Annotated in this window: 18 protein-coding genes; 12 read left to right on the top strand and 6 right to left on the bottom strand. The window is 55.9% G+C overall.

The features are described from left to right. Positions 1-34 precede the first annotated feature (34 nt). On the bottom strand, positions 35-2,308 hold the full coding sequence (locus tag GFC06_RS21400) for a TonB-dependent siderophore receptor (RefSeq protein WP_016155941.1): 2,274 nt from the start codon (positions 2,306-2,308) through the stop codon (positions 35-37). A 253-nt stretch (positions 2,309-2,561) separates the two neighbouring features. Between GFC06_RS21400 and fes the strand changes: the two genes are divergently transcribed. The 4 genes from fes (at position 2,562) to wzz(fepE) (ending at position 9,277) form a co-directional block, all read left to right on the top strand. Further along, positions 2,562-3,779, top strand: coding sequence for an enterochelin esterase (gene fes / locus GFC06_RS21395; protein ID WP_153690636.1), 1,218 nt, complete (start codon positions 2,562-2,564; stop codon positions 3,777-3,779). 30 nt (positions 3,780-3,809) lie between these two features. Next, positions 3,810-4,028, top strand: coding sequence for an MbtH family protein (locus GFC06_RS21390; protein ID WP_153690635.1), 219 nt, complete (start codon positions 3,810-3,812; stop codon positions 4,026-4,028). Continuing rightward, the gene (entF, locus tag GFC06_RS21385; protein ID WP_153690634.1) at positions 4,025-7,915 is read left to right on the top strand and encodes an enterobactin non-ribosomal peptide synthetase EntF; all 3,891 of its coding nucleotides are present in this window, start codon (positions 4,025-4,027) and stop codon (positions 7,913-7,915) included. The genes GFC06_RS21390 and entF overlap by 4 nt, the downstream gene beginning before the upstream one ends. A 228-nt stretch (positions 7,916-8,143) precedes the next feature. After that, complete coding sequence (gene wzz(fepE) / locus GFC06_RS21380; protein WP_047501786.1) at positions 8,144-9,277, top strand: LPS O-antigen length regulator Wzz(fepE); 1,134 nt, start codon at positions 8,144-8,146, stop codon at positions 9,275-9,277. Between the two features lie 46 nt (positions 9,278-9,323). Here wzz(fepE) and fepC read toward each other — a convergent pair whose 3' ends face one another. Genes fepC through fepD form a run of 3 tightly spaced genes read right to left on the bottom strand, consistent with a single transcriptional unit; the run spans position 9,324 to position 12,114 of the window. Then, positions 9,324-10,121 carry an iron-enterobactin ABC transporter ATP-binding protein gene (fepC, locus tag GFC06_RS21375; RefSeq protein ID WP_046275116.1) on the bottom strand — a complete coding sequence of 266 codons (798 nt, stop codon included), beginning with the start codon at positions 10,119-10,121 and terminating at the stop codon, positions 9,324-9,326. Then, positions 10,118-11,110: an iron-enterobactin ABC transporter permease gene (fepG, locus tag GFC06_RS21370; RefSeq protein ID WP_016152193.1), complete on the bottom strand. Its 993-nt coding sequence runs from the start codon at positions 11,108-11,110 to the stop codon at positions 10,118-10,120. Before fepG ends, fepC begins: the two co-directional genes overlap by 4 nt. Beyond that, positions 11,107-12,114, bottom strand: a complete 1,008-nt coding sequence (fepD, locus tag GFC06_RS21365) for a Fe(3+)-siderophore ABC transporter permease (RefSeq protein ID WP_153690633.1) — start codon at positions 12,112-12,114, stop codon at positions 11,107-11,109. Before fepD ends, fepG begins: the two co-directional genes overlap by 4 nt. A 109-nt stretch (positions 12,115-12,223) precedes the next feature. Between fepD and entS the strand changes: the two genes are divergently transcribed. Beyond that, positions 12,224-13,462, top strand: coding sequence for an enterobactin transporter EntS (gene entS, locus GFC06_RS21360; protein WP_016152195.1), 1,239 nt, complete (start codon positions 12,224-12,226; stop codon positions 13,460-13,462). 58 nt (positions 13,463-13,520) lie between these two features. On the opposite strand, the gene fepB is transcribed toward entS, so the two are convergent. Then, positions 13,521-14,477: a Fe2+-enterobactin ABC transporter substrate-binding protein gene (fepB, locus tag GFC06_RS21355; RefSeq protein WP_095715178.1), complete on the bottom strand. Its 957-nt coding sequence runs from the start codon at positions 14,475-14,477 to the stop codon at positions 13,521-13,523. A gap of 187 nt (positions 14,478-14,664) precedes the next feature. Here fepB and entC point away from each other — a divergent pair, with 187 nt between their 5' ends. From entC to GFC06_RS21320, 7 genes are all read left to right on the top strand, one after another. Continuing rightward, a complete protein-coding gene (gene entC, locus GFC06_RS21350; protein ID WP_141874955.1) occupies positions 14,665-15,840 on the top strand; it encodes an isochorismate synthase EntC in 1,176 nt (391 codons plus the stop codon). Between the two features lie 33 nt (positions 15,841-15,873). Then, positions 15,874-17,484 carry a (2,3-dihydroxybenzoyl)adenylate synthase EntE gene (gene entE / locus GFC06_RS21345; protein WP_153690632.1) on the top strand — a complete coding sequence of 537 codons (1,611 nt, stop codon included), beginning with the start codon at positions 15,874-15,876 and terminating at the stop codon, positions 17,482-17,484. A 13-nt stretch (positions 17,485-17,497) separates the two neighbouring features. After that, complete coding sequence (locus tag GFC06_RS21340; RefSeq protein WP_153690631.1) at positions 17,498-18,355, top strand: isochorismatase; 858 nt, start codon at positions 17,498-17,500, stop codon at positions 18,353-18,355. Next, positions 18,355-19,110 (top strand): 2,3-dihydro-2,3-dihydroxybenzoate dehydrogenase EntA, encoded by a 756-nt coding sequence (gene entA / locus GFC06_RS21335; RefSeq protein WP_153690630.1) that lies wholly within the window; start codon positions 18,355-18,357, stop codon positions 19,108-19,110. The genes GFC06_RS21340 and entA overlap by 1 nt, the downstream gene beginning before the upstream one ends. Positions 19,111-19,112: 2 nt before the next feature. Further along, positions 19,113-19,526, top strand: a complete 414-nt coding sequence (gene entH / locus GFC06_RS21330; protein ID WP_029139447.1) for a proofreading thioesterase EntH — start codon at positions 19,113-19,115, stop codon at positions 19,524-19,526. A gap of 184 nt (positions 19,527-19,710) precedes the next feature. After that, the gene (gene cstA / locus GFC06_RS21325) at positions 19,711-21,816 is read left to right on the top strand and encodes a pyruvate/proton symporter CstA (RefSeq protein WP_016152202.1); all 2,106 of its coding nucleotides are present in this window, start codon (positions 19,711-19,713) and stop codon (positions 21,814-21,816) included. A gap of 63 nt (positions 21,817-21,879) precedes the next feature. Beyond that, the gene (locus GFC06_RS21320; RefSeq protein WP_019076244.1) at positions 21,880-22,077 is read left to right on the top strand and encodes a YbdD/YjiX family protein; all 198 of its coding nucleotides are present in this window, start codon (positions 21,880-21,882) and stop codon (positions 22,075-22,077) included. 104 nt (positions 22,078-22,181) lie between these two features. Here GFC06_RS21320 and GFC06_RS21315 read toward each other — a convergent pair whose 3' ends face one another. Further along, the gene (locus tag GFC06_RS21315; RefSeq protein ID WP_153690629.1) at positions 22,182-23,270 is read right to left on the bottom strand and encodes an oxidoreductase; all 1,089 of its coding nucleotides are present in this window, start codon (positions 23,268-23,270) and stop codon (positions 22,182-22,184) included. Positions 23,271-23,340: the final 70 nt, after the last annotated feature.

The following is a 23,340-nucleotide window of genomic DNA, read 5'->3' as shown; positions in this document are numbered from 1 at the left end:
CCTCTCCCCGCAGCGAGGAGAGGGAAAAACATTATCAGAAGTGTGTGTTAACGCTCATGAACCACGTCCGGCCCGGTTCGTTATAGGTGTGCGCGCCTGCGCCCGCCATATAGTTCCCGGTCACGATATCGCCCGTGGTCTGGGCATTCCCTTCACGCCATAAACGTTTGTCAAAGACGTTATCCACGCCGCCGGTCAGGCTGACGTTTTTCGTCACATCCCAGGTCGCACTCAGGCCGACGATGCTGTATGGGCTGACTTCACTGGCCGAACTACCGGTAACGGGTTTACCCTGGTAATCGTATTTTTTCGGCTGCTGTTTGCCGTACCAGGTGAAGGTTGACTGCAGCGATAAATCTTCGCGTGCCTGCCAGCTCAGGGTCGAGTTCAGCGTGTATTCAGGAATAATCGACAGACGCTCGCCGGTCTCTTTATTCTTACTTTGCAGCATGTAGGTGATGTTGTTAGTCCAGTTAACGGTTTCGCTAACCGGCACGTTCAACGTCCCTTCCAGACCTTCAACTACCGCTTTAGGAATGTTTTCCCACTGATAGATATCGGTATAAGTCGTTTTCCCTTTGTTGGTGATAGACGTTCTGTCGAACGGGACCGTACCTGCTTCAATCTTGTTACGGTAATCGTTGCGGAACCAGGTTACCCCAGCCAGCCAGCCGTCGCGTTTGAACTCCAGACCAATCTCTTTGTTGATACTGGTTTCGGCCTTCAGATCATCGTTGCCCATCATATAGCAACCAATACCGGTCGCGGAGCCGGTGGCGTAGCAACCCTGACCTTTACTGTACAGAATGTAGTTCGGGTTGAGCTGATACAGGCTTGGCGCTTTATAGGCGCGCGCAATCCCCATCTTCAGGGTGAAATCATCGCCCAGACCTTGGGACAGGTTCAGGGACGGACTCCAGTTATCGCCCACAATGCTGTGATGATCGAAACGCAAACCTGGCGTCAGCATGGTGCTGTCGGTCAGTTCCATGTTGTTTTCAGCAAACAGAGAGAAAATCTCTGCGTCTGAGTACGGGCTGCGGTTGGTGCTGCTGGACCCTGGAATATCACCGCCCATAAAGGTCTGCGAATTGGACAACATGTCCTTCATGCGCTGCTGATTCCATTCGGTACCGAGCGTCAGATTTTGGTTAACCAGCAGATCTAACGGAATGCTGATTTCACTGTGCAGCATGACGTCACTCAGGTCGGCGTCGAGGTATTTTTGTGACGCATTCGGGTCGAAAATCCCTTCGGTACCCCCCGCCAGGCCCTCCGGCGTACGGGAGTTACGCGTATGTTCATACTGCACCCAGTTACTGGTAGTGACGCCGTTATCCCAGCCGCCGTTCCAGGTCAGAGAGTAGTTCTGGCGGTAAAGACGGTTGGTCTCTTTCCCGTAGTTATCTTTCACCAGTTGGTTGGTGTTGGTGTTTTGAGTGTCGCCCGCATACAGGTTGCCCTGACGGCTATAGCCAGCTTCCAGTTCCAGTGACTGGAGCGGGGCGAAATCCCAGCGAACCACGCCGTTAATGTCTTTGTTGATCACCCCTTCACGACCGGCCGGTAAAGTATTTGAATACGTGCCGGTACGTTCTGACTGATGACCCTGGTTGATATCCCAGGCGTCGGCCTGGGTTTTATCGAGATTACCGTACAAACGGAAGCTGAAATCCCCGCCCAGCGGACCGTTCAGGCTAAAGTTGGTGCGTTTGGTTGAACCTTCGTCTTTATGTTCCGGGGCGTTGAAATAGGTATCCCAGGAGCCGTGCCATTCGTTGCTGCCTTTTTTGGTGATGATATTCACCACGCCGCCAGCCGCACCGTTGCCATAGCGTGCCGCGGCAGGACCGCGCAGCACTTCAATACGTTCGATCATTTCTGGTGGCACCCAGGCGGTATCGCCGCGGGTATCACGCTCGCCGCGCCAGCCCTGACGCACAGAGTTACGGCTGGTTACCGGTTTGCCGTCGATCAGAATCAGGGTGTTTTCCGGCCCCATGCCGCGAATATCGATCTGGCGGTTGTTACCGCGTTGACCGCTAGTTGAGTTACCGGTCAGGTTGACGCCTGGCATGGTACGGATGATTTCCGACACATCGCGAGCGGGAGGATTCTTACGAATTTCATCAGCGGTAATGGTTGAAACGCCTGGTGCCTGCAGGTTCTGCTGGGCGGCGGTAACCACGATGGTGTCTTCATGAGAGACAGCGGCGCTATCGGTTTGATCTTCTGCCATTGCTGGCAGGGCTACCCCGTAAATCCCTAAATTGACCAATAAGGCCAGTGAATGAATCTTGTTGTTCATTGTATGTCCTGCTGTTCTTTTAGCCACGAGTACCAATGTGCCGTGGTGCGGCATTTGGTCTGATGTCGCCCGCATCCGCGTAAACCCTCCATTCCAGAAAAAGTACGCAGCGCCAGGCCGGTTTATAAGTGGTGAAAAACTGTGCGCGCTTCCCACAGCGCGACAATACGCTATTGCAAATGCAAATAGTTATCAATAATATTATCAATATATTTCACGCTAGATCATAAAATTTGACAATAAACATGGGGTTATGGCGGTGACGACGTTAAAGATGGGAAGCGAGGCGTGGTGGCAGTCAAAAAAAGGCCCGGAGTGGGAGCGTGAAGACAACGGAAATTATCGGGTAACCTTCTGGTGGCGCGACCCGCAGGGAACGGAAAAAGAGTCAGCCATTCATCGCGTATGGGTCTATATCACCGGCGTCACCGACCACCATCAAAATGCCACCCCGCAGTCGATGCAACGCATTGACGGAACAAATGTTTGGTGCTGGAGTGTTTCCCTTAGCGCCAACTGGCGCGGCAGTTACTGTTTTATCCCAACAGAACGAAATGATATTTTTGCCGCGCAGACGCCGGGCGAAGCGCCTGACCGAACCGTGCTGCGTGAAGGCTGGCGGCAATTGTTGCCGCAGGCTATTGCCGATCCCCTCAATCCGCAGAGCTGGCAGGGCGGTCGTGGCCATGCGGTGTCTGCGCTGGAAATGCCTGATGCACCCGTACAACCGGGATGGGATCGACCTGAAAACCCCGACTCGCCCGCAGTTTGCCTGCAATGGCGTAGCGCCAGGCTCGGCAATACGCGCCGCGTGTGGGTGTTTACCACTGGTGAAGCCCAGCCGGAAGCGCGTCCGCTGGCTATCCTGCTGGACGGACAGTTTTGGGCACAAAGTATGCCGGTCTGGCCTGCGCTGACTTCACTCACCCATCGCGGACACCTCCCGCCCGCCGTTTATCTCCTGATTGATACCATCGACACGGCTCACCGCAGCCGCGAATTGCCGTGTAATGCGGATTTTTGGTTGGCGGTACAGCAGGAGTTATTGCCGCTGGTGAAGACCACGACCGCGTTCAGTGACGACCCGCAGCGTACCGTCGTCGCCGGGCAAAGTTTTGGCGGGCTGTCATCGCTGTATGCCGGGCTGAACTGGCCCGCGCGCTTTGGCTGTGTGCTCAGCCAGTCGGGCTCTTATTGGTGGCCGCATCGTGGTGGTCATCAGGATGGGGCGATCATTGAGCAACTGAAGAGCGGAAAGATAAGCGCCCAGGGGCTGCGTATTGTCCTGGAAGCCGGGATCCGCGAACCCATTATTTATCGCGCCAATCAGATGCTATATGCCCAGTTACCCTCTGTACCACAGTCTATTTTCTGGCGTCAGGTTGATGGTGGACACGATGCGCTTTGCTGGCGCGGCGGACTGATGCAAGGGCTGATCACGCTCTGGCAACCGCTTACCGACACGATTTAACCGGACGATGTTCCACGACAGGAGTTGAGTATGGAATTCAGTAACCCCTTCGATAATCCGCAGGGCCAGTTTTACATTCTGCAAAATCCCCAACGTCAGTTTAGCCTTTGGCCGCAGCAATGCTCACTTCCTGCTGGCTGGACGGTCGCGTGCGCACCCCAATCACAGGAAGCCTGCCAGCAATGGCTGGATGCAAACTGGACCACGCTGACGCCAGCGAACTACGTCGATGTGCAGGAGGCTCCATGACTCAACGTTTACCGTTAGTTGCGGCTCAGCCGGGGATCTGGATGGCGGAAAAACTCTCCACATTGCCCTCAGCGTGGAGCGTGGCGCACTACGTAGAATTAACCGGCGAACTGGACGCACCGTTGCTGGCGAAAGCGGTAGTGGCGGGTCTGCAGCAGGCCGATACTCTAAGGATGCGGTTTAGCGAAGATAACGGCGAGGTCTGGCAATGGGTAGACTCTGCGCTTGCCTTTGCGCCACCAGAAATTATCGATCTGCGCGAAAAATCCGATCCGCATGCGGCAGCGCGCGCCTTGATGCAGGCAGACCTGCAGCAGGACATCCGTGCTGATGGCACTAAGCCGCTGGTTTTTCACCTGCTCATTCAGGTGGGAGAAAAGCGTTGGTATTGGTATCAGCGTTACCATCATCTGCTGGTTGATGGCTTCAGTTTCCCGGCCATTACCCGCCAGATAGCCGCAATTTACCGCGCATGGCTGCATGGCGAGCCCACGCCGGAATCACCTTTTACGCCATTTTCTGAGGTGGTGGAAGAGTATCAACAGTATCGGCAAAGCGATGCCTGGCAACGCGACGGCGCCTTCTGGACCGAGCAGCGAAAGCAACTCCCACCTCCGGCTTCGCTGTCTAACAAACCCCTGCCAGGGCGGTCGGCCAGCGCGGATATTATTCGTCTGAAGTTAACCGCGCCTGAAGGGGAGTTTCGCCGGCTTGCGGCACGTATGCCAGACGTTCAGCGTGCGGATCTGGCCCTTGCGCTGGTGGCGCTGTGGCTCGGACGTTTATGCAGCCGAATGGAATATGCCGCCGGGTTTATCTTTATGCGGCGTATGGGGTCGGCGGCGCTCACGTCCACCGGACCGGTTTTAAACGTCCTGCCATTTGGCGTGCAGTTGAATGCGGCTGAAAGCTTGCCTGCACTTGCCCAACGACTGGCCGCACAGTTGAAGAAAATGCGCCGACATCAGCGATATGATGCTGAGCAAATTGTTCGCGACAGCGGGCGCGCAGCCGGTGCCGAACCCCTGTTTGGCCCGGTACTGAACGTGAAAATATTCGACTATCAGCTGAATATTCCCGGCGTTCAGGCGCAAACCCATACGTTGGCGACAGGTCCGGTGAACGATCTGGAGCTGGCGCTGTTCCCGGATGAAAACGGCGGGCTGAGTATTGAAATCCTGGCCAATAAACAGCGCTACGATGCCACGACGCTGGCGCAACATGCATCACGTTTAACCGCGCTTATCGCGCAGTTTGCCGACAATCCGTCGCTATGCTGCGGCGATGCCGGGATGCTGTTGCCGACAGAGCATGAGCGGCTGGCGAAGATTAACGACACGACCGTGGCGATCCCGTCCACCACGCTGAGTGCGCTGGTGGCACAGCAGGCCGATAAAACGCCGGATGCCCCGGCGCTGGCTGATGCCCGCTATCAGTTTAGCTATCGTGAAATGCGCCAACAGGTTGTGGCGCTGGCGCGCCGCCTGCGCGAACGTGGCGTACAGACTGGTGACAGCGTTGCCGTGGCATTACCGCGTTCCGTGTTCCTCACGCTGGCGCTGCACGGTATTGTTGAGGCGGGAGCCGCCTGGCTGCCATTGGATACCGGATACCCGGACGATCGCCTGCGGATGATGCTCGAAGACGCGAAGCCAAAATTGTTGATCGCGACCGAAGAGCAACTGGCGCGCTTTAGCGATATTCCGGAGCTGGAAAGTCTGTGCTACAACGCGCCGCTGCCAGAAGAGGATGCTGCACCGCTGGCGCTATCTCAACCTAATCATACGGCCTATATTATTTTTACTTCCGGTTCTACCGGCAGACCAAAAGGGGTGATGGTTGGGCAAACAGCCATCGTTAACCGTTTGCTGTGGATGCAAAATCACTATCCACTGACCGCGGATGATGTGGTGGCGCAAAAAACGCCGTGCAGTTTTGACGTCTCGGTATGGGAGTTTTTCTGGCCGTTTATTGCCGGGGCAAAACTGGTCATGGCAGAACCTGAAGCGCACCGCGATCCGCTGGCGATGCAGCAGTTCTTTGCGCAGTCAGGGGTGACGACCACGCACTTTGTTCCCTCTATGCTGGCCGCTTTTGTTGCTTCACTGACGCCGGAAACCGCGCGGGAGAGCTGTGCCTCGCTGAAACGGGTATTCTGCAGCGGCGAAGCCTTACCTGCAGATTTATGCCGCGAATGGGAACAGTTGACTCATGCGCCACTGCACAATTTATACGGGCCAACGGAAGCGGCAGTCGATGTGAGCTGGTATCCGGCCTGGGGGGACGATCTCGCTGCCGTAACGGGCAATAGCGTGCCGATTGGCTATCCGGTATGGAATACCGGTTTACGGATCCTGGACGCCATGATGCGCCCGGTGCCCTTTGGCGTGGCAGGTGATCTCTATCTGACGGGGATCCAACTGGCGCAAGGATACCTGGGGCGAGCGGATCTAACCGCGAGCCGCTTTATCGCCGATCCATTTAACCCTGGTGAACGCATGTACCGTACCGGGGATGTGGCGCGCTGGCTGGAGAATGGCGCAGTGGAATACCTCGGGCGCAGCGATGACCAGCTTAAAATTCGCGGACAGCGCATTGAGCTCGGTGAGATTGATCGGGTGATGCAGCAACTGCCAGATGTCGAACATGCCGTAGCCCACGCCTGCGTATTCAACCAGGCGGCGGCGACAGGCGGCGATGCGCGACAGTTGGTGGGGTATCTGGTGTCGCAATCGGGGTTACCGCTGGATACGTCTGCATTGCGGGAAACTCTGCGTGAAAAACTGCCTGCGCATATGGTGCCGACGGTATTGTTGCAACTGGCGGAGCTGCCGCTGAGTGCAAACGGTAAACTGGATCGTAAAGCGCTGCCGATGCCGCAGTTGACGTCGCGTACGTCAGGACGTGCGCCGCGAGCAGGGACTGAAACCGCCATCGCGCAGTCTTTTGCGGCTTTGCTGGATTGCGAGGTTAATGACGTAGAGGCTGACTTCTTTGCGCTTGGCGGACATTCGCTGCTGGCGATGAAGCTGGCAGCGCAGTTGAGCCGGATTTTTGAGCGTCAGGTAACGCCTGGGCAGATAATGGTGGCTTCTACTGTTGAACAACTGAGTGCACTGCTGGAGAGCAATGATGATGAACAGTCGCAGCGTCTGGGATTCGAGACGCTGCTGCCGCTGCGTGAAAGTCATGGCCCAACGCTGTTTTGCTTCCATCCGGCGTCGGGTTTCGCCTGGCAGTTTAGCGTGCTGTCGCGTTACCTCAGTCCGCAGTGGTCGATTATTGGCATTCAGTCGCCGCGACCGGATGGCCCTATGCAGACGGCGGAAAACCTTGATGCGGTATGCGAACATCACCTGGCAACGCTGCTCAGCCAGCAGCCTCATGGTCCCTATTATTTATTAGGCTACTCGCTGGGGGGGACGTTGGCGCAGGGAATCGCCGCACGCTTACATGCCAGAGGAGAGACAGTTGCATTCCTGGGGCTTCTGGATACCTGGCCGCCGGAAACGCAAAACTGGCAGGAAAAGGAGGCCAATGGGTTGGATCCCGCGGTACTGGCCGAGATCGAGCGTGAACGTGAAGCGTTTCTGGCAGCGCAGCAGGGGAATGCGTCAGAGGCCTTATTTAATGCTATCGAAGGCAACTACGCCGATGCGGTTCGCCTGCTCACCACGGCACACAGCGTGCCGTTTGCTGGTCACGCCACGCTGTTCGTCGCTGAGCGCACCTTAGTGCCGGGGGTCAGTCCTGAACGCAGTTGGTCACCGTGGATATCCAGTCTGGATGTATATCGTCAGGACTGCGCGCATGTCGATATTATCTCTCCCAGCTCGTTTGAGGCGATAGGGCCAATAATAAACACCCTGATCAATAAATCGGTGTAACAAAGCGAATCTTACTATCGCGACGATCAAATAACCCCATGATGTAATAATTATGTTATGGGGTTGATCTTTTTTGGTGTGATGAGGGCGATTAAAAGGGTGAATAAATTCCGAATATAATTTTTGGTAGGGCTTCGAGCACAAAGAGTGTTTCGGATAATTCTTACTAACTGGTAGACTTCTCTTTCGGAAATGTTCTTCTTTGGGTACGGATCTCAGGTCACACACATGTCATCATTAAATATTAAGCAAGATAACGTTTCGGATTTTACTGCATATCCTCAGCCAGCGGTAAATGCTAATGAAATCGATTTAGTTAATCTTATCGAAATCTTATGGCGCGCCAGGACGAAAATTATGGCGACCGTTTTCGCCTTTGCCTGTGTGGGTATTCTGGTCTCTTTTCTACTACCGCAAAAATGGACCAGTCAGGCCATCGTGACGCCGGCCGAGCCCGTCCAGTGGCAGAACCTCGAAAATACGTTGACCAAATTGCGCGTGCTGGATATGGATATTAACGTTAGCCGTGGTGAAGTATTTAATCTGTTTATCAAAAAATTTCAGTCACCCTCATTGTTGGAAGAGTATCTGCGTTCTTCTCCTTACGTGATGGAACAACTGAAAGGCGCGGATATCGATGAAATGGACCTGCATCGGGCAATTGTCAGGCTCAGTGAAAAAATGAACGCCGTTGACAGCAATGTGGGAAAAAAGAATGAGACTTCGCTGTATACCGCATGGACGCTAAGTTTTACCGCGCCCCAGGCTGAAGAAGCCCAGTCTGTGCTGAAGGGCTATATCCAGTATATTTCTGATGCTGTGGTGAAAGAAACGCTGGAAGATATTCGTAATAAACTGTCCATCAAAACCAGCTTTGAGAAAGAAAGACTGGAGATGGATCGCGTCAGGCTTAAGAATCAACTGGACGCCAAAATCCAGCGACTGCATTATTCACTGGAAATTGCGAATGCCGCTGGGATTAAAAAACCGGTCTACAGTAATGGCCAGGCGGTGAAAGATGACCCTGATTTCTCTATTTCACTGGGCGCTGACGGCATTGCACGTAAATTAGAAATAGAAAAGTCGGTAACGGATGTTGCTGAAATTAACGGTGAATTACGTAACCGCCAATATCACGTTGAACAGCTGTTAGCTATGAATGTGAATGATGTAAAATTTACGCCATTTAAATATCAACTTTCACCTTCGCTGCCAGTGCATAAAGATGGTCCGGCAAAATCGATGATCGTTATTTTGGCAGCTTTGCTGGGTGGCATGGTGGCGTGTGGTGGTGTTCTGCTGAATTACGCCATGGTGGCGCGTAAGCAAAAAATGACGTTTATTGATCAACAACTGGTGTGATGACATTTCGTCTGGCGGCGAGCAGTCCGCCAGACGGTAAATCTTGCTATTTATTGCGCCCAAGCGGCACCACTAACGGCGTTCCGGCAACCGGATCGTCGATAATCATACAGCGCAGACCATAGATTTTTTCAATAAGCTGCGCGGTGACGATCTCCTTCGGCGCACCCTCGGCAACAATTTTTCCGTCACGCAGCGCAATCAGATGCGTCGCATAGCGACACGCCTGATTAAGATCGTGCAGAACGGCGGCCAGCGTATATCCTTTCTCCCGGTTTAGCTCACTCAGCAGCTCCAGCAGATCTATCTGATGGCTGATATCCAGCCAGGTGGTAGGTTCGTCGAGCAGCATAATCGACGTTTCCTGCGCCAGCACCATCGCAATCCATGCGCGCTGGCGTTGACCACCGGAAAGGGTATCCACGCTTTGTGACGCAAGATGAGTGATTCCCGTCGCCTGCATTGCGTTTGAGACCGCGATTTCATCCTCATTTCGCCAGCGGGTAAACAATGGCTGGTGCGGGTAGCGCCCACGGGCAACCAGCTCCTGTACCGTAATATCACCCGGCGTGGTGGCGTTCTGCGCCAACAAACCTATTCTGCGAGCAACCTCTTTGCTGGCATAGTGCTGGATATGCTCGCCGTCGAGCCAGACCTTACCGTGCGCGGGCGTCATCAGACGACTAAGCGTGCGCAGTAGCGTTGATTTTCCGCAGCCGTTTGGCCCGATAATTGCGGTGAAGTGACCGTCTGGAATCGACACATTGAGGTTTTCCGCTACGGTAAATTTGCCATAACCCAGCGTTAACTGGTCGCCACGCAAACGGGCTACTGATTCGATCATTTTTTGCGGGACTCCTGAATTAACAAGACGATAAGATAAATACCGCCGAGGCTTACGGTGACAACGCCCACCGGAAGCTGATAAGGCATAAACAGCTGTTGGGCGCATAAATCCGCCATCAACAGCAGCAACGCGCCACACAGCGCCGACAGGGTTAATCCCCAGCGCGATGTGCCGCTAATCCGCCGCGCGATATGTGGGGCAACAAGGGCAATAAACGAGATAGGGCCAGCCAGCGCGGTGGCGGCAGCGGTCAGTACAACCGCAACCAGCATCATCATCAGACGTGAGCGTTCTACGCTGACGCCAAGCGCACAGGCGCTGTCATCACCCATTTCCAGTAAACGCATCCGGCGCACCAGCAGCGTGGCGCACACCAGCATAAGGATAATCAGTGGGGCAGAAGGCCAGGTTTTGGCCCAGGTCAGGCCATTGAGCGATCCGGCGTTCCACAGTCCGGCGGTCAGCGCGGTTTCTAATGATGCCTTCAGCAGTAGCCAGGTGTTGAACGCAACCAGCATGGCGCGTATGCCGATCCCAATAATAATCAGCCGAAAGGTGTCGATACCATTGCGCCAGGCGAGCGCCCAGACCACCAGAGACGTCAGGACCCCGCCAACCATGGCCGCAAGCGCGATAGCGGTGAGATGCTGTCCGAACAGCACCATTGCCACCAGCACACCGCTCCAGGCACCGGTATTGAAACCCATCACATCCGGGCTGCCCAGCGGGTTGCGCATCAGCGACTGGAATATTGCACCGCTCACGCCGAGCGCCGCGCCTATCAATAGCGCCATCAGCACGCGTGGCAAACGCCATTCGGTCACCACCAGCGTAATACTGCGCGGCGCATCGCCAAGCAGAGCGGCAATAATTTGCTGGGTTTCCAGCGTCACGACGCCGCTACGCAGGCTCCACAAGCCAACGGCGAGACAACCTACAACCAGCAGCAGGCTGCTGACTATCAGGCGGCGGGAGAGGTGCATCATGCGCCACCCCCGCGCGGTTTCCGGCGTACCAGAAAGATAAGCACCGGCGCGCCGATAAATGCGCTGACCACTGAAACGCGCAGTTCACCGGGGACAATCAGGCGACCGATGATATCGGCAATTAACAACAGAGAGGGGGTTGCCAGCAGGGTAACGGGCAGCGACCAACGGTGATCTGCCCCCACCAGCCAGCGTGCCATATGCGGCATCATCAGGCCGATAAAGGCGATAGGGCCGACAATCGCGGTCGCACTGCCGCACAGTACGGTAATCACCAGCAGGCCAATAAACTGCGTGCGAGCGACTTTGCTGCCAAGCGCGGTGGCGGTGTCGCTCCCGAGGCTCAGGCTATTCAGAGCACGGCTAAGGAACAACGCGACAGTCGCGGCAATCAGTACCGGCACCAGGACGACCTTCAGCGTTTGCAGGCTGCGGATATCCAATGAACCGGCCTGCCAGAAACGCAACTGATCGTAGACATCCGGGTTGAGCAGGGCGATTCCGGTGGATAATCCTTCCAGCACCGCGCCCAGCGCAACGCCCGCCAGCGTCAGACGCACCGGGCTTAACTGCCCGCCGCCCTGGCTGCCGGTAAATGCCACTATAAGCGACGCGGCCAGCGCCCCGGAAAAGGCCATCAGCAGTTGCTCTTGCGCGGAGGAAAAACCGAACAGCGCGGCTCCCAGCACAATAGCGAAGCTGGCACCGGAGTTAACGCCCAGAATGCCGGGATCGGCGAGAGGGTTACGCGTGAGCGTTTGCATTAATGCACCAGCCAGACCCAGCGCCCCACCGGCGAGCAGTCCCGCCAGCGTGCGCGGCAGTCGCGCGTCCAGCACGATGGTGCAATCAGCGCTTTGACAACTGCCGGTAAGTGCATCCAGCACCACGGAGGCCGGTAGCGACTTGGCGCCAATAACCAGACTTAATACCGTGGTGAGAACAAGTAATAACAATAGTCCGGGCACGGCGAAGGCACGTGTCGCGGAAACAGAGCATGACATATCAACTTCCCTGATAATGATAGTAATTATCGTTATCGATCTTATTTGGATATGTTAGCATGTGCAGCCATCGAATGGATATTGAAAAAGTACCTGGTAAGGCTCTGTAATGAATCGACAATCCTGGCTGCTCAATCTCAGCCTGTTAAAGACCCACCCTGCATTTCGCGCCGTCTTCCTCGCCCGTTTTATTTCCATTGTCTCTCTGGGGCTACTCGGCGTGGCGGTTCCGGTACAGATCCAGATGATGACCCAGTCGACCTGGCAGGTAGGTTTGTCAGTGACGTTGACCGGCAGCGCAATGTTTATTGGTCTGATGGTGGGCGGGGTGCTGGCCGACCGCTATGAGCGTAAAAAAGTGATCCTGTTGGCTCGTGGAACCTGCGGAATCGGTTTTATTGGTCTGTGTCTGAATGCGCTGCTGCCCGAACCGTCTTTACTGGCGATTTATTTGCTTGGCTTATGGGACGGTTTCTTTGCCTCACTGGGCGTGACCGCGTTGCTGGCGGCAACACCGGCGCTGGTTGGCCGGGAGAATTTGATGCAGGCCGGGGCGATTACCATGTTGACGGTACGTCTGGGTTCGGTTATTTCGCCGATGCTTGGCGGGGTATTGCTTGCGACCGGTGGCGTGGCCTGGAACTACGGTCTGGCGGCGGCGGGCACTTTCATTACCTTGCTGCCGTTGCTGAGCCTTCCTGCGCTGCCGCCTCCGCCGCAGCCGCGCGAGCATCCGCTAAAATCGCTGCTGGCAGCATTTCGCTTTCTGCTTGCCAGCCCGCTGATTGGCGGCATTGCGCTGCTTGGCGGTCTGTTGACTATGGCGAGCGCCGTGCGCGTGTTGTATCCCGCGTTGGCGATTAACTGGCAAATGTCGAGTGCGCAAATAGGTCTGCTGTATGCGGCCATTCCTCTTGGCGCGGCGGTGGGCGCGTTGACCAGCGGGCAACTGGCGCACAGCGTGCGTCCGGGACTGATCATGCTGGTATCGACCGTGGCTTCGTTCCTGGCTATCGGTCTGTTTGGGTTGATGCCGGTCTGGGAGCTTGGCGTTGTCTGCCTGGCGCTGTTCGGTTGGCTGAGTGCGGTCAGCTCTTTGTTGCAGTACACCCTGTTACAGACGCAGACGCCAGAAGCGATGCTCGGGCGAATTAACGGTTTGTGGACTGCGCAGAACGTAACAGGAGATGCGATCGGCGCGGCGCTGTTAGGGGGATTGGGGGCGATGATGACACCGGTTGCTTCAGCAAGCGTAAGTGGGTTTGGGCTGGTGATTGTCGGTCTGCTACTGCTGCTGCTGCTGGGAGAAGTGCGCCGATTCCGACAAATGCCCGTGAATGCCGGATAGCGTTGTCTTCTACGGTTTGTAGGCCGGATAAGGCGTTAGCCGTATCCGGCGCTGGCGATTAAAAGAGAACTGACAGACGTTGCAGCAGCAAGGTCGCGCTGTAGTAGTCGAGACGGAAGGTTTCCGTACCCAGGGCGTAAACACGTTTATTCTGCACGGCAGGCAGATGCGCCAGCAGCGGATTAGCATAAATGGCGTCGGCATCTTTGTTGTCGCCAGCGAACAGGAACAGCGCTTCGCCGTTCAGACCAGCCGCCAGGTTCTCTCCGCCAAGCTGGATGATATCGTGGCGTTTGCCCTGACTCTGGCTGGTGTGCAATCCGGCAGGCAGCGGTGCCAGGGTGAAACCTAACTGCTCCATCAGCTTGCCCTGCGCCGACTCAGGCGTCCACAGGTTGGCGCTGTGCGCTGCAGCGGTGTACACCAGCGCGCTGACCGGTTGCGGCGGCAGGGTAATACGCTGCTTGACCGCCTGCAGTTGCTTATCAAACTCGGCAATACGCGCAGCCGCCTGTTGCTCCTGACCGGTAATTTCACCTAACTGCGTCAGCAGCGCCTGCCAGCTTTTGTCGTCGTAATTAATGATTAGCGTTGGCGCAATGGTGGACAACTGATCGTATAGCGCGAGGGCTGAATCTCCCCCGGTGGCGCTGATCAGAATCAGATCCGGCATTTGCGCCGCCACGGCCTCAGCGCTCGGTTCGCCGATATACAGGCGGCTCAGTTTGCGTGCCTTTGCCACTTCGCTCCACTGGCGTAAAAAGCCCTGTGCATCGCCGATGCGATTGTTCGGCGTAGTAGCGCCGCTGGCGATGACCGGGGCATCAATTGCCAGCAGCGAGCCGGTGAGGGTGACGCTGGTGGAGACAATTCGCTGCGGCTTATGTTCCAGCGTATGCGTACCACGACTGTCGGTAACCTGACGCGGCCAGTCGGCGGCATAACCTGAAGAAATTCCTGAAATAGACAAACCTGCCAGTAAGAGCACGGTGCGGCAAAAAGAGGGGAGACTCACGAATCAGCATCCTGTTATCAGTATAAGTAATGCTTCTCATTTTCATTGTTAGTGGACAAGGATGCAAGCCAAAGTCGCACATTGTGCTGCCACAAGAGTTGACATACCGCCGCTTTGCTTTTAGGTTAGCGACCGAAAATATAAATGATAATCATTATTAGAGCTTTTATCATTTTTGGAGGATGATATGGAAACGTCACTGGCCGAGGAAAAAACGCAGACTATGCCGACGCTCGCTCCCGACAGTTTTTTCTTTATGTCGCCGTACCGTAGTTTTACGACGTCAGGATGCTTCGCCCGCTATGCGGAACCGGCAATTGATGGCGATTCGCCAGACAGCCCTTTCCAACAAAAAATGCATGCGCTGTTTGCTGATGCCATAGCGCAGGGTATCGCTAACCCCATCATGGTCGGGGCGATTCCTTTTGACACCCGCCAGCCGTCATCGCTGTTTATTCCCCAGTCGTGGCAGACGTTCTCCCGAACGGCGAAGCAGCAATCATCTCGTTACTTTAACGCGCATCAGTCGCTGAACGTCGTTGAACGTAAATCGATCCCGGAACAGAACTTCTTTGAAGATATGGTCGCTCGCGCGGCTGCGCTGACGGCAACCCCGGAAGTCGACAAAGTGGTGTTGTCACGCCTGATCGATATTACCGCTGATGCCAATATTGACAGTGGGGCGCTGCTGGAGCGCCTGGTGGCGCAAAATCCGGCGAGCTACAACTTTCACGTTCCCCTTGAAGACGGTGGCGTATTGATTGGCGCCAGTCCGGAACTGCTGTTACGCAAAGAAGGCGATCGTTTCAGCTCATTACCGCTGGCAGGCTCGGCACGTCGTCAACCGGACGATGTGCTGGACCGTGAGGCGGGCATCCGCCTGCTGGCGTCCGAAAAGGATCGCCATGAGCACGAACTGGTGACGCAGGCCATGAAAAATGTCCTGCGCGATCGCAGCCGTGAACTGCAACTCCCTTCTTCTCCGCAACTGGTCACCACGCCTACGCTCTGGCACCTCGGCACGCCGTTTGAGGGTAAAGCCAACGCGCAAGAAAACGCCCTGACGCTCGCGTGCCTGCTGCATCCGACGCCTGCGCTGAGCGGCTTCCCGCATCAGGTTGCGCGCAAACTGATCGCCGAGCTGGAGCCGTTCGATCGCGAACTGTTCGGTGGCATTGTCGGCTGGTGTGATGCCCAAGGCAACGGCGAATGGGTGGTGACGATCCGTTGTGCGAAGCTGCTGCGTAATCAGGTACGTTTCTTTGCCGGTGCCGGGATTGTTCCGGCTTCGTCCCCGGTTGCTGAATGGCGTGAAACGGGAGCCAAACTCTCCACGATGTTGAATGTTTTTGGACTGCATTAAGAGCCTTATTGACCAGGCCTCTAAGGAGCGATAATGAGTATTCCTTTCACCCGTTGGCCGGAGGAGTTTGCCCGCCGCTATCGTGAAAAAGGTTACTGGCAGGATTTGCCGCTGACCGACATTCTGACCCGTCACACCGACAGCGACCATACAGCGGTGATCGATGGCGAACGCCATCTGAGCTATCGTCAACTGAATCAGGCCACTGACAATCTCGCCTGTAGCCTGCGCCGTCAGGGGATCAAACCCGGTGAAACCGCGCTGGTGCAACTGGGCAACGTGGCTGAGTTGTATATCACTTTCTTTGCGCTGCTCAAGCTGGGTGTAGCCCCGGTGCTGGCATTATTCAGCCATCAGCGGAACGAACTTAACGCCTATGCCAAACAGATTGAACCGGCGCTGCTGATTGCCGATCGTCAGCATGCGCTGTTTAGCGGGGACGATTTTCTTAACGCTTTTGTGGCTGAACACAATTCAGTGCGCGTGGTGCAACTGCGCAATGATGAAGGCGAACACAATCTGCAAACGGCGATAAGCCAGCCTGCGACTGATTTTTCCGCCACGCCATCGCCTGCTGATGAGGTGGCCTATTTCCAGCTTTCTGGCGGGACTACCGGGACGCCAAAGCTGATTCCTCGTACCCATAACGATTACTACTACAGCGTGCGTCGCAGCAATGAGATTTGCCGCTTCACCGGGGAAACGCGTTATTTATGCGCGATCCCGGCGGCGCATAACTACGCGATGAGTTCGCCTGGCGCGTTGGGGGTATTCCTGGCTGGCGGCACCGTCGTGCTGGCGGCTGACCCGAGCGCCACCCTGTGCTTCCCTCTGATTGAACAGCATCAGGTTAACGTCACGGCGCTGGTGCCGCCAGCGGTGAGCCTGTGGCTGCAGGCAATTGCGGAGTGGGGGAGCAATGCGCAATTGGCTTCGCTGAAGCTGCTACAGGTCGGTGGGGCACGGCTTTCCGCCTCGCTTGCGGCGCGTATTCCGGCGGAGATTGGTTGCCAGCTGCAGCAGGTCTTCGGCATGGCGGAAGGGCTGGTGAACTACACCCGTCTGGACGACAGTCCTGAACGCATCATCAATACCCAAGGCCGCCCGATGTGTCCCGATGATGAAGTCTGGGTAGCAGACGCTGACGGCAACCCTTTAGCCGAGGGAGAAACCGGGCGCCTGATGACGCGTGGCCCATACACCTTCCGCGGCTACTTCAACAGTCCTGAGCACAATGCCAGCGCCTTTGACGCCAACGGTTTTTACTGCTCCGGCGATCTGATCGCCATCGATCGAGATGGCTACATCACCGTCCAGGGACGCGAGAAGGATCAGATCAACCGCGGTGGAGAGAAGATCGCTGCAGAAGAGATTGAAAACCTGCTGCTGCGCCACCCGATGGTGATCCATGCCGCGCTGGTCAGTATGGATGACGAACTGATGGGCGAGAAAAGCTGTGCCTGGTTGGTGGTAAAAGAGCCGCTGCGAGCGGTGCAGGTGCGTCGTTTTCTACGCGAACAGGGCGTAGCGGAATTTAAATTACCTGACCGCGTTGAGTGCGTTGAGTCGTTACCGCTGACTCCGGTTGGGAAAGTAGATAAAAAACAATTACGTCAGTGGCTGGCATCACGTTCACTGGCCTGAAGGAGAATAAGAGATGGCAATTCCTAAACTGCAGGCTTATGCGCTACCCACGGCGCTTGATGTTCCGGTGAACAAAGTGGACTGGGCGTTTGACCCCGAACGCGCCGCGCTGCTGATCCACGACATGCAGGACTATTTTATCGGTTTTTGGGGCGATAACTGCCCGATGATGGAGCAGGTAGTCGCTAACATCGCCGCACTGCGTCAGTACTGCAAAGAGCATAACATTCCGGTGTATTACACCGCTCAGCCGAAAGAACAGAGTGATGAAGACCGCGCTCTGCTCAATGATATGTGGGGACCGGGACTGACGCGTTCGCCGGAACAGCAGAAAATCGTTGAGGCGCTGGCGCCGGATGAAGCGGATACCATCCTGGTGAAATGGCGTTACAGCGCATTTCATCGCTCCCCGCTGGAACAGATGCTTAAGGAAACCGGACGTAATCAACTGATCATTACCGGCGTGTATGCGCATATTGGCTGTATGACCACCGCAACGGACGCCTTTATGCGCGACATCAAGCCGTTTATGGTTGCCGATGCGTTGGCAGACTTTAGCCGTGACGAACATCTGATGTCGCTGAAATACGTGGCGGGACGCTCCGGGCGTGTGGTGATGACTCAGGAATTATTACCGACGCCGGTACCGGCCAGCAAAGATGCGTTACGCAGCATTATTCTGCCGCTGCTCGATGAGTCCGAAGAGCCGATGGATGACGAAAACCTGATCGACTACGGACTGGATTCCGTGCGCATGATGGCGCTGGCGGCGCGCTGGCGTAAGGTTCATAGCGATATTGACTTCGTGATGCTGGCGAAAAACCCGACCATTGACGCCTGGTGGACGCTGCTCTCTCGCGAGGTGAAGTAATGTCTGGATTTGACTTCGCAGGGAAAACCGTCTGGGTAACCGGCGCGGGAAAAGGAATTGGCTACACCACGGCGCTGGCGTTTGTGAAAGCGGGTGCAGAGGTGACAGGATTCGATCGTGAATTTTCTCAGGATAACTACCCGTTTGCCACCGAAGTGCTGGATGTGGCGAATGCTGAACAGGTGGCTGAGGTGTGTCAGCGCGTCCTGCAAACGCGCGAGCGGTTGGATGTGTTGGTCAATGCGGCGGGTATTTTGCGTATGGGGGCCACCGATGCGCTGAGTATTGAGGAGTGGCAGCAGACGTTTGCGGTTAACGTTGGTGGGGCGTTCAATCTGTTTCAGCAGACGATGGCGCAGTTTCGTCGCCAGCAGGGCGGGGCAATCGTGACCGTCGCGTCGGATGCGGCGCACACGCCGCGTATCGGTATGAGCGCATACGGTGCGTCAAAAGCCGCGCTGAAAAACCTGGCACTGACCGTCGGACTTGAACTGGCAGGCAGCGGTGTGCGTTGCAATGTGGTTTCGCCAGGCTCGACCGACACCGACATGCAGCGTACGTTGTGGGTCAGCGATGACGCGGAGCAACAGCGAATTCGTGGGTTTGTCGAGCAGTTTAAGCTCGGCATTCCACTGGGGAAAATCGCTCGTCCACAGGAAATCGCTAACACGATTTTATTCCTCGCTTCCGATCTGGCGAGCCACATTACGCTTCAGGATATCGTGGTGGACGGCGGCTCCACGCTGGGGGCATGACGATGATCTGGAAACGTCATTTAACGCTGGATGAACTGAATGCCACCAGTCAGAACACGATGGTGGCGCATTTAGGCATGGTCTATACCCGACTGGGGGATGATGTGCTGGAAGCCGAAATGCCGGTGGATAGCCGGACGCATCAGCCGTTTGGTCTGCTGCACGGCGGCGCGTCGGCGGCCCTGGCGGAAACATTGGGTTCGATGGCGGGTTATCTGATGACTCGCGACGGGCAGTGTGTAGTGGGTACGGAACTGAACGCCACGCACCATCGGGCGGTTGCGCAGGGGAAAGTGCGCGGCGTTTGCCAGCCGTTGCACCTCGGGCGTCAGAGTCAAAGCTGGGAAATCGTCATCTTTGATGAGCAGGGACGACGCTGTTGCACCTGTCGTTTAGGCACTGCGGTGATGGGGTGAGTCGCCCGACAAAGTAAAATGAAATTGCAGGGTTAACGGCTAAATGAAGTGATCCAGTTAACAATGCAATGTAAATACTCAGTGATACTTCGGGTTTACATGGTTGTCAGGTTGTTAAATTCAGAAAAGATGTTATAGAAACAAAATGTAACATCTCTCTGACCAGGACAACGGAAAACCAAGTATGAATAAATCAGGGAAGTACCTCGTCTGGACAGTGCTCTCCGTTATGGGAGCATTTGCCCTCGGCTATATCGCATTAAATCGTGGCGAACAGATCAACGCGTTGTGGATAGTCGTGGCGTCGGTCTGTGTCTACCTTATCGCTTACCGTTTCTACGGCCTGTACATCGCGAAAAATGTACTGGCGCTGGACCCGACGCGTATGACGCCTGCCGTGCGTCATAACGATGGTCTGGACTATGTTCCTACCGATAAAAAAGTGCTGTTTGGCCACCATTTCGCGGCGATTGCTGGAGCGGGTCCATTAGTTGGACCGGTGCTGGCGGCGCAAATGGGCTATCTGCCGGGTATGATCTGGCTGCTTGCCGGGGTGGTACTGGCGGGGGCGGTGCAGGACTTTATGGTGCTGTTTGTTTCTACCCGTCGCGATGGTCGTTCCCTTGGCGAACTGGTGAAAGAAGAGATGGGCCCAACGGCGGGCGTCATTGCGCTGGTGGCCTGTTTTATGATCATGGTGATTATCCTCGCGGTACTGGCGATGATCGTCGTGAAAGCGCTGACCCACAGCCCGTGGGGAACCTACACCGTCGCCTTTACTATCCCGCTGGCGATCTTTATGGGGATTTACCTGCGTTATCTGCGCCCGGGCCGCATTGGTGAAGTGTCGGTCATCGGTCTGGTATTCCTGGTGTTTGCTATTATTTCCGGCGGCTGGGTGGCTGAAAGCCCGACCTGGGCACCGTACTTTGACTTTACCGGCGTACAGTTGACCTGGATGCTGGTGGGATACGGCTTTGTCGCCGCTGTGTTGCCGGTGTGGCTGCTGCTGGCACCGCGTGATTATCTCTCTACCTTCCTGAAAATCGGTACCATTGTTGGTCTGGCGGTAGGGATTCTGATCATGCGTCCGACGCTGACCATGCCTGCGCTGACCAAGTTTGTTGACGGTACAGGCCCGGTCTGGAGCGGTAACCTGTTCCCGTTCTTGTTTATTACCATCGCCTGCGGTGCGGTCTCTGGTTTCCACGCGCTGATTGCCTCCGGCACCACGCCGAAGATGCTGGCGAATGAAGGTCAGGCCTGTTTTATTGGCTACGGCGGGATGCTGATGGAATCCTTTGTCGCCATTATGGCGCTGGTGGCGGCCTGCGTTATCGACCCGGGCGTCTATTTTGCGATGAACAGCCCGATGGCTGTACTGGCACCTGCCGGAACCACCGATGTGGTTGCGTCAGCGGCACAGGTTGTGAGCAGTTGGGGCTTTGTTATCACGCCTGATACGCTGCATCAGATTGCGAACGATGTCGGCGAACAATCCATTATTTCCCGCGCAGGCGGTGCGCCGACGCTGGCGGTGGGCATGGCGTATATTCTGCATGGTGCGCTGGGCGGCATGATGGATGTGGCGTTCTGGTATCACTTCGCCATTCTGTTTGAAGCCCTGTTTATTCTGACGGCGGTAGACGCCGGTACCCGTGCCGCACGGTTTATGCTGCAGGATCTGCTGGGCGTGGTGTCACCGGGTCTGAAACGTACCGATTCGCTGCCTGCGAACCTGCTGGCAACGGCGCTGTGCGTGCTGGCCTGGGGTTACTTCTTGCACCAGGGCGTGGTGGATCCATTGGGTGGTATTAATACCCTGTGGCCACTGTTTGGTATCGCCAACCAGATGCTGGCCGGTATGGCGTTGATGCTTTGCGCGGTGGTGCTGTTCAAGATGAAACGTCAGCGCTACGCGTGGGTGGCGCTGGTGCCAACGGCCTGGCTGCTGATTTGTACCCTGACCGCCGGCTGGCAGAAAGCGTTTAGCCCGGATGCGAAAATTGGCTTCCTCGCCATCGCTAACAAGTTCCAGGCGATGATCGACAGCGGTAATATTCCGGCGCAGTACACTCAGTCGCAGCTGACGCAGTTGGTGTTTAACAACCGCCTGGATGCGGGTCTCACTATCTTCTTCATGGTAGTCGTTGTGGTGCTGGGTCTGTTCTCCATCAAAACTGCACTGGCAGCACTGAAAGAGGACAAACCTACTTCGAAAGAAACGCCATACGAACCGATGCCTGAGAATGTCGAAGAGATCGTGGCGCAGGCGAAAGGCGCGCACTAATATTCTCTTAACCAACGAGCCCTCTCCTGAATGGGGAGGGCGTTTGTTCGACAGGGAACCACTATGTTTGAAACGCTCTCTAAAGCCGGGAAGTATTTGGGTCAAACCGCCCGATTAATGATAGGTGTGCCGGATTACGACAACTATGTTGAGCATATGCGCGTCACGCATCCGGACCTGACACCAATGACCTACGAAGAATTTTTCCGCGAACGCCAGGATGCGCGCTACGGGGGGAAAGGCGGCGCACGCTGCTGTTAATGCTCTTCATCATTCAAGCTGCAGGTGTGTTCACCCTGGTCACTTACCTTTGTAAGCTCCAGGGGGGTCGCTGCGTTGCCGCCATCAGGCATCCCACACCATAATCACACCGTAAACGATTCTACTTTTTCGAAGGCTGCGCGCAGCGTCTGTGGCGTTAACGTTACCGGCAGCGCATGAATGGACTCCACCGGGCGCAGGGTGTGCGCAATCACGTTGTCGATTTCGGCGCGGTTGTTGATGTCCACGTCCAGTTGAGCCAACCGGGTTGGCAGGTTGAAGCGCTGATAGGCGGTAATTAACTGCGCCAGCACATCATCTTGTTCCAGCAGCGCGCTTTGCACCAGTATGCCGTACGCCACTTTGGTGCCATGCAAAAACTTCTCCGTTTGCGGGAGCACGGTCAGGCCATTATGTACCGAATGCGCCGCCGCCACGCGGGTGTAGCGCTCACCCAGACCGCCGACCATGCCGCCTCCGGCAATAATTGCATCCACCACATCGCAAAATGTGCGGCTTAACGTGCCTTGTTGCTTATCGACCAGCGCCTGCTCGCTGCTTTCCAACAGGACGTCGCGGATCGTCTGCGCAGCATGGATACCCAGACGTACGGTCAGAGGCAGGTTTTCCGGCTCAGGTGCGAGCACGACGGCCTCGTACCATTTCGCCAGCGTGTCGCCGATCCCCGCCAGTAAGTATTCTTCAGGCGCATTGAGAACGATCTCTGGCTCGACCAGCACGAGGAAATTGGCGTCAGCGAAAATTTCGAAATGCAGCGCCTGGCCTGCATCGTTGTACCAGACGGAGAGCGGTGTCCATGCGGCGCAGGTCGCTGCGATAGTAGGAATACCGACAAAAGGCAGACCCAGACGACGAGCCAGCGCTTTGGCTGTGTCGAGCAATGTCCCGCCGCCCACACCAATCACCACGCTGCGATTCTCTCCTGACTCTTTTGCCAGTTGAGTAACATCGGTTTCGCTGCAATGTCCCGTAAACAGCAGGTGCCTGGCATCGGCAAGATGAAATGCCTCAGGCAGATAAGGGCGGGCCGCGTCGATGGCGCGTTCACCGTAAACCCAGACGGCGCGTGAGAGTTGCTCTGCGGTGAAAAAATCGTTGAGTCTTGACAGGCTGCCGGGATGGGAAAAATAGTTGGCCGGGCCGGTGACGACGCGAATCTCGGTATTACTCATGTTGTGTTGTCCTTTTGGCTGTCCTGTCAATGCAGGTTATTTTTATATAGACGTCTGAACGTCTTGATTG

Origin of the sequence: Citrobacter braakii (assembly GCF_009648935.1) — a bacterium.
Taxonomy (GTDB): domain Bacteria; phylum Pseudomonadota; class Gammaproteobacteria; order Enterobacterales; family Enterobacteriaceae; genus Citrobacter; species Citrobacter braakii.
This window is presented reverse-complemented; position numbering and strand designations above follow the sequence as displayed.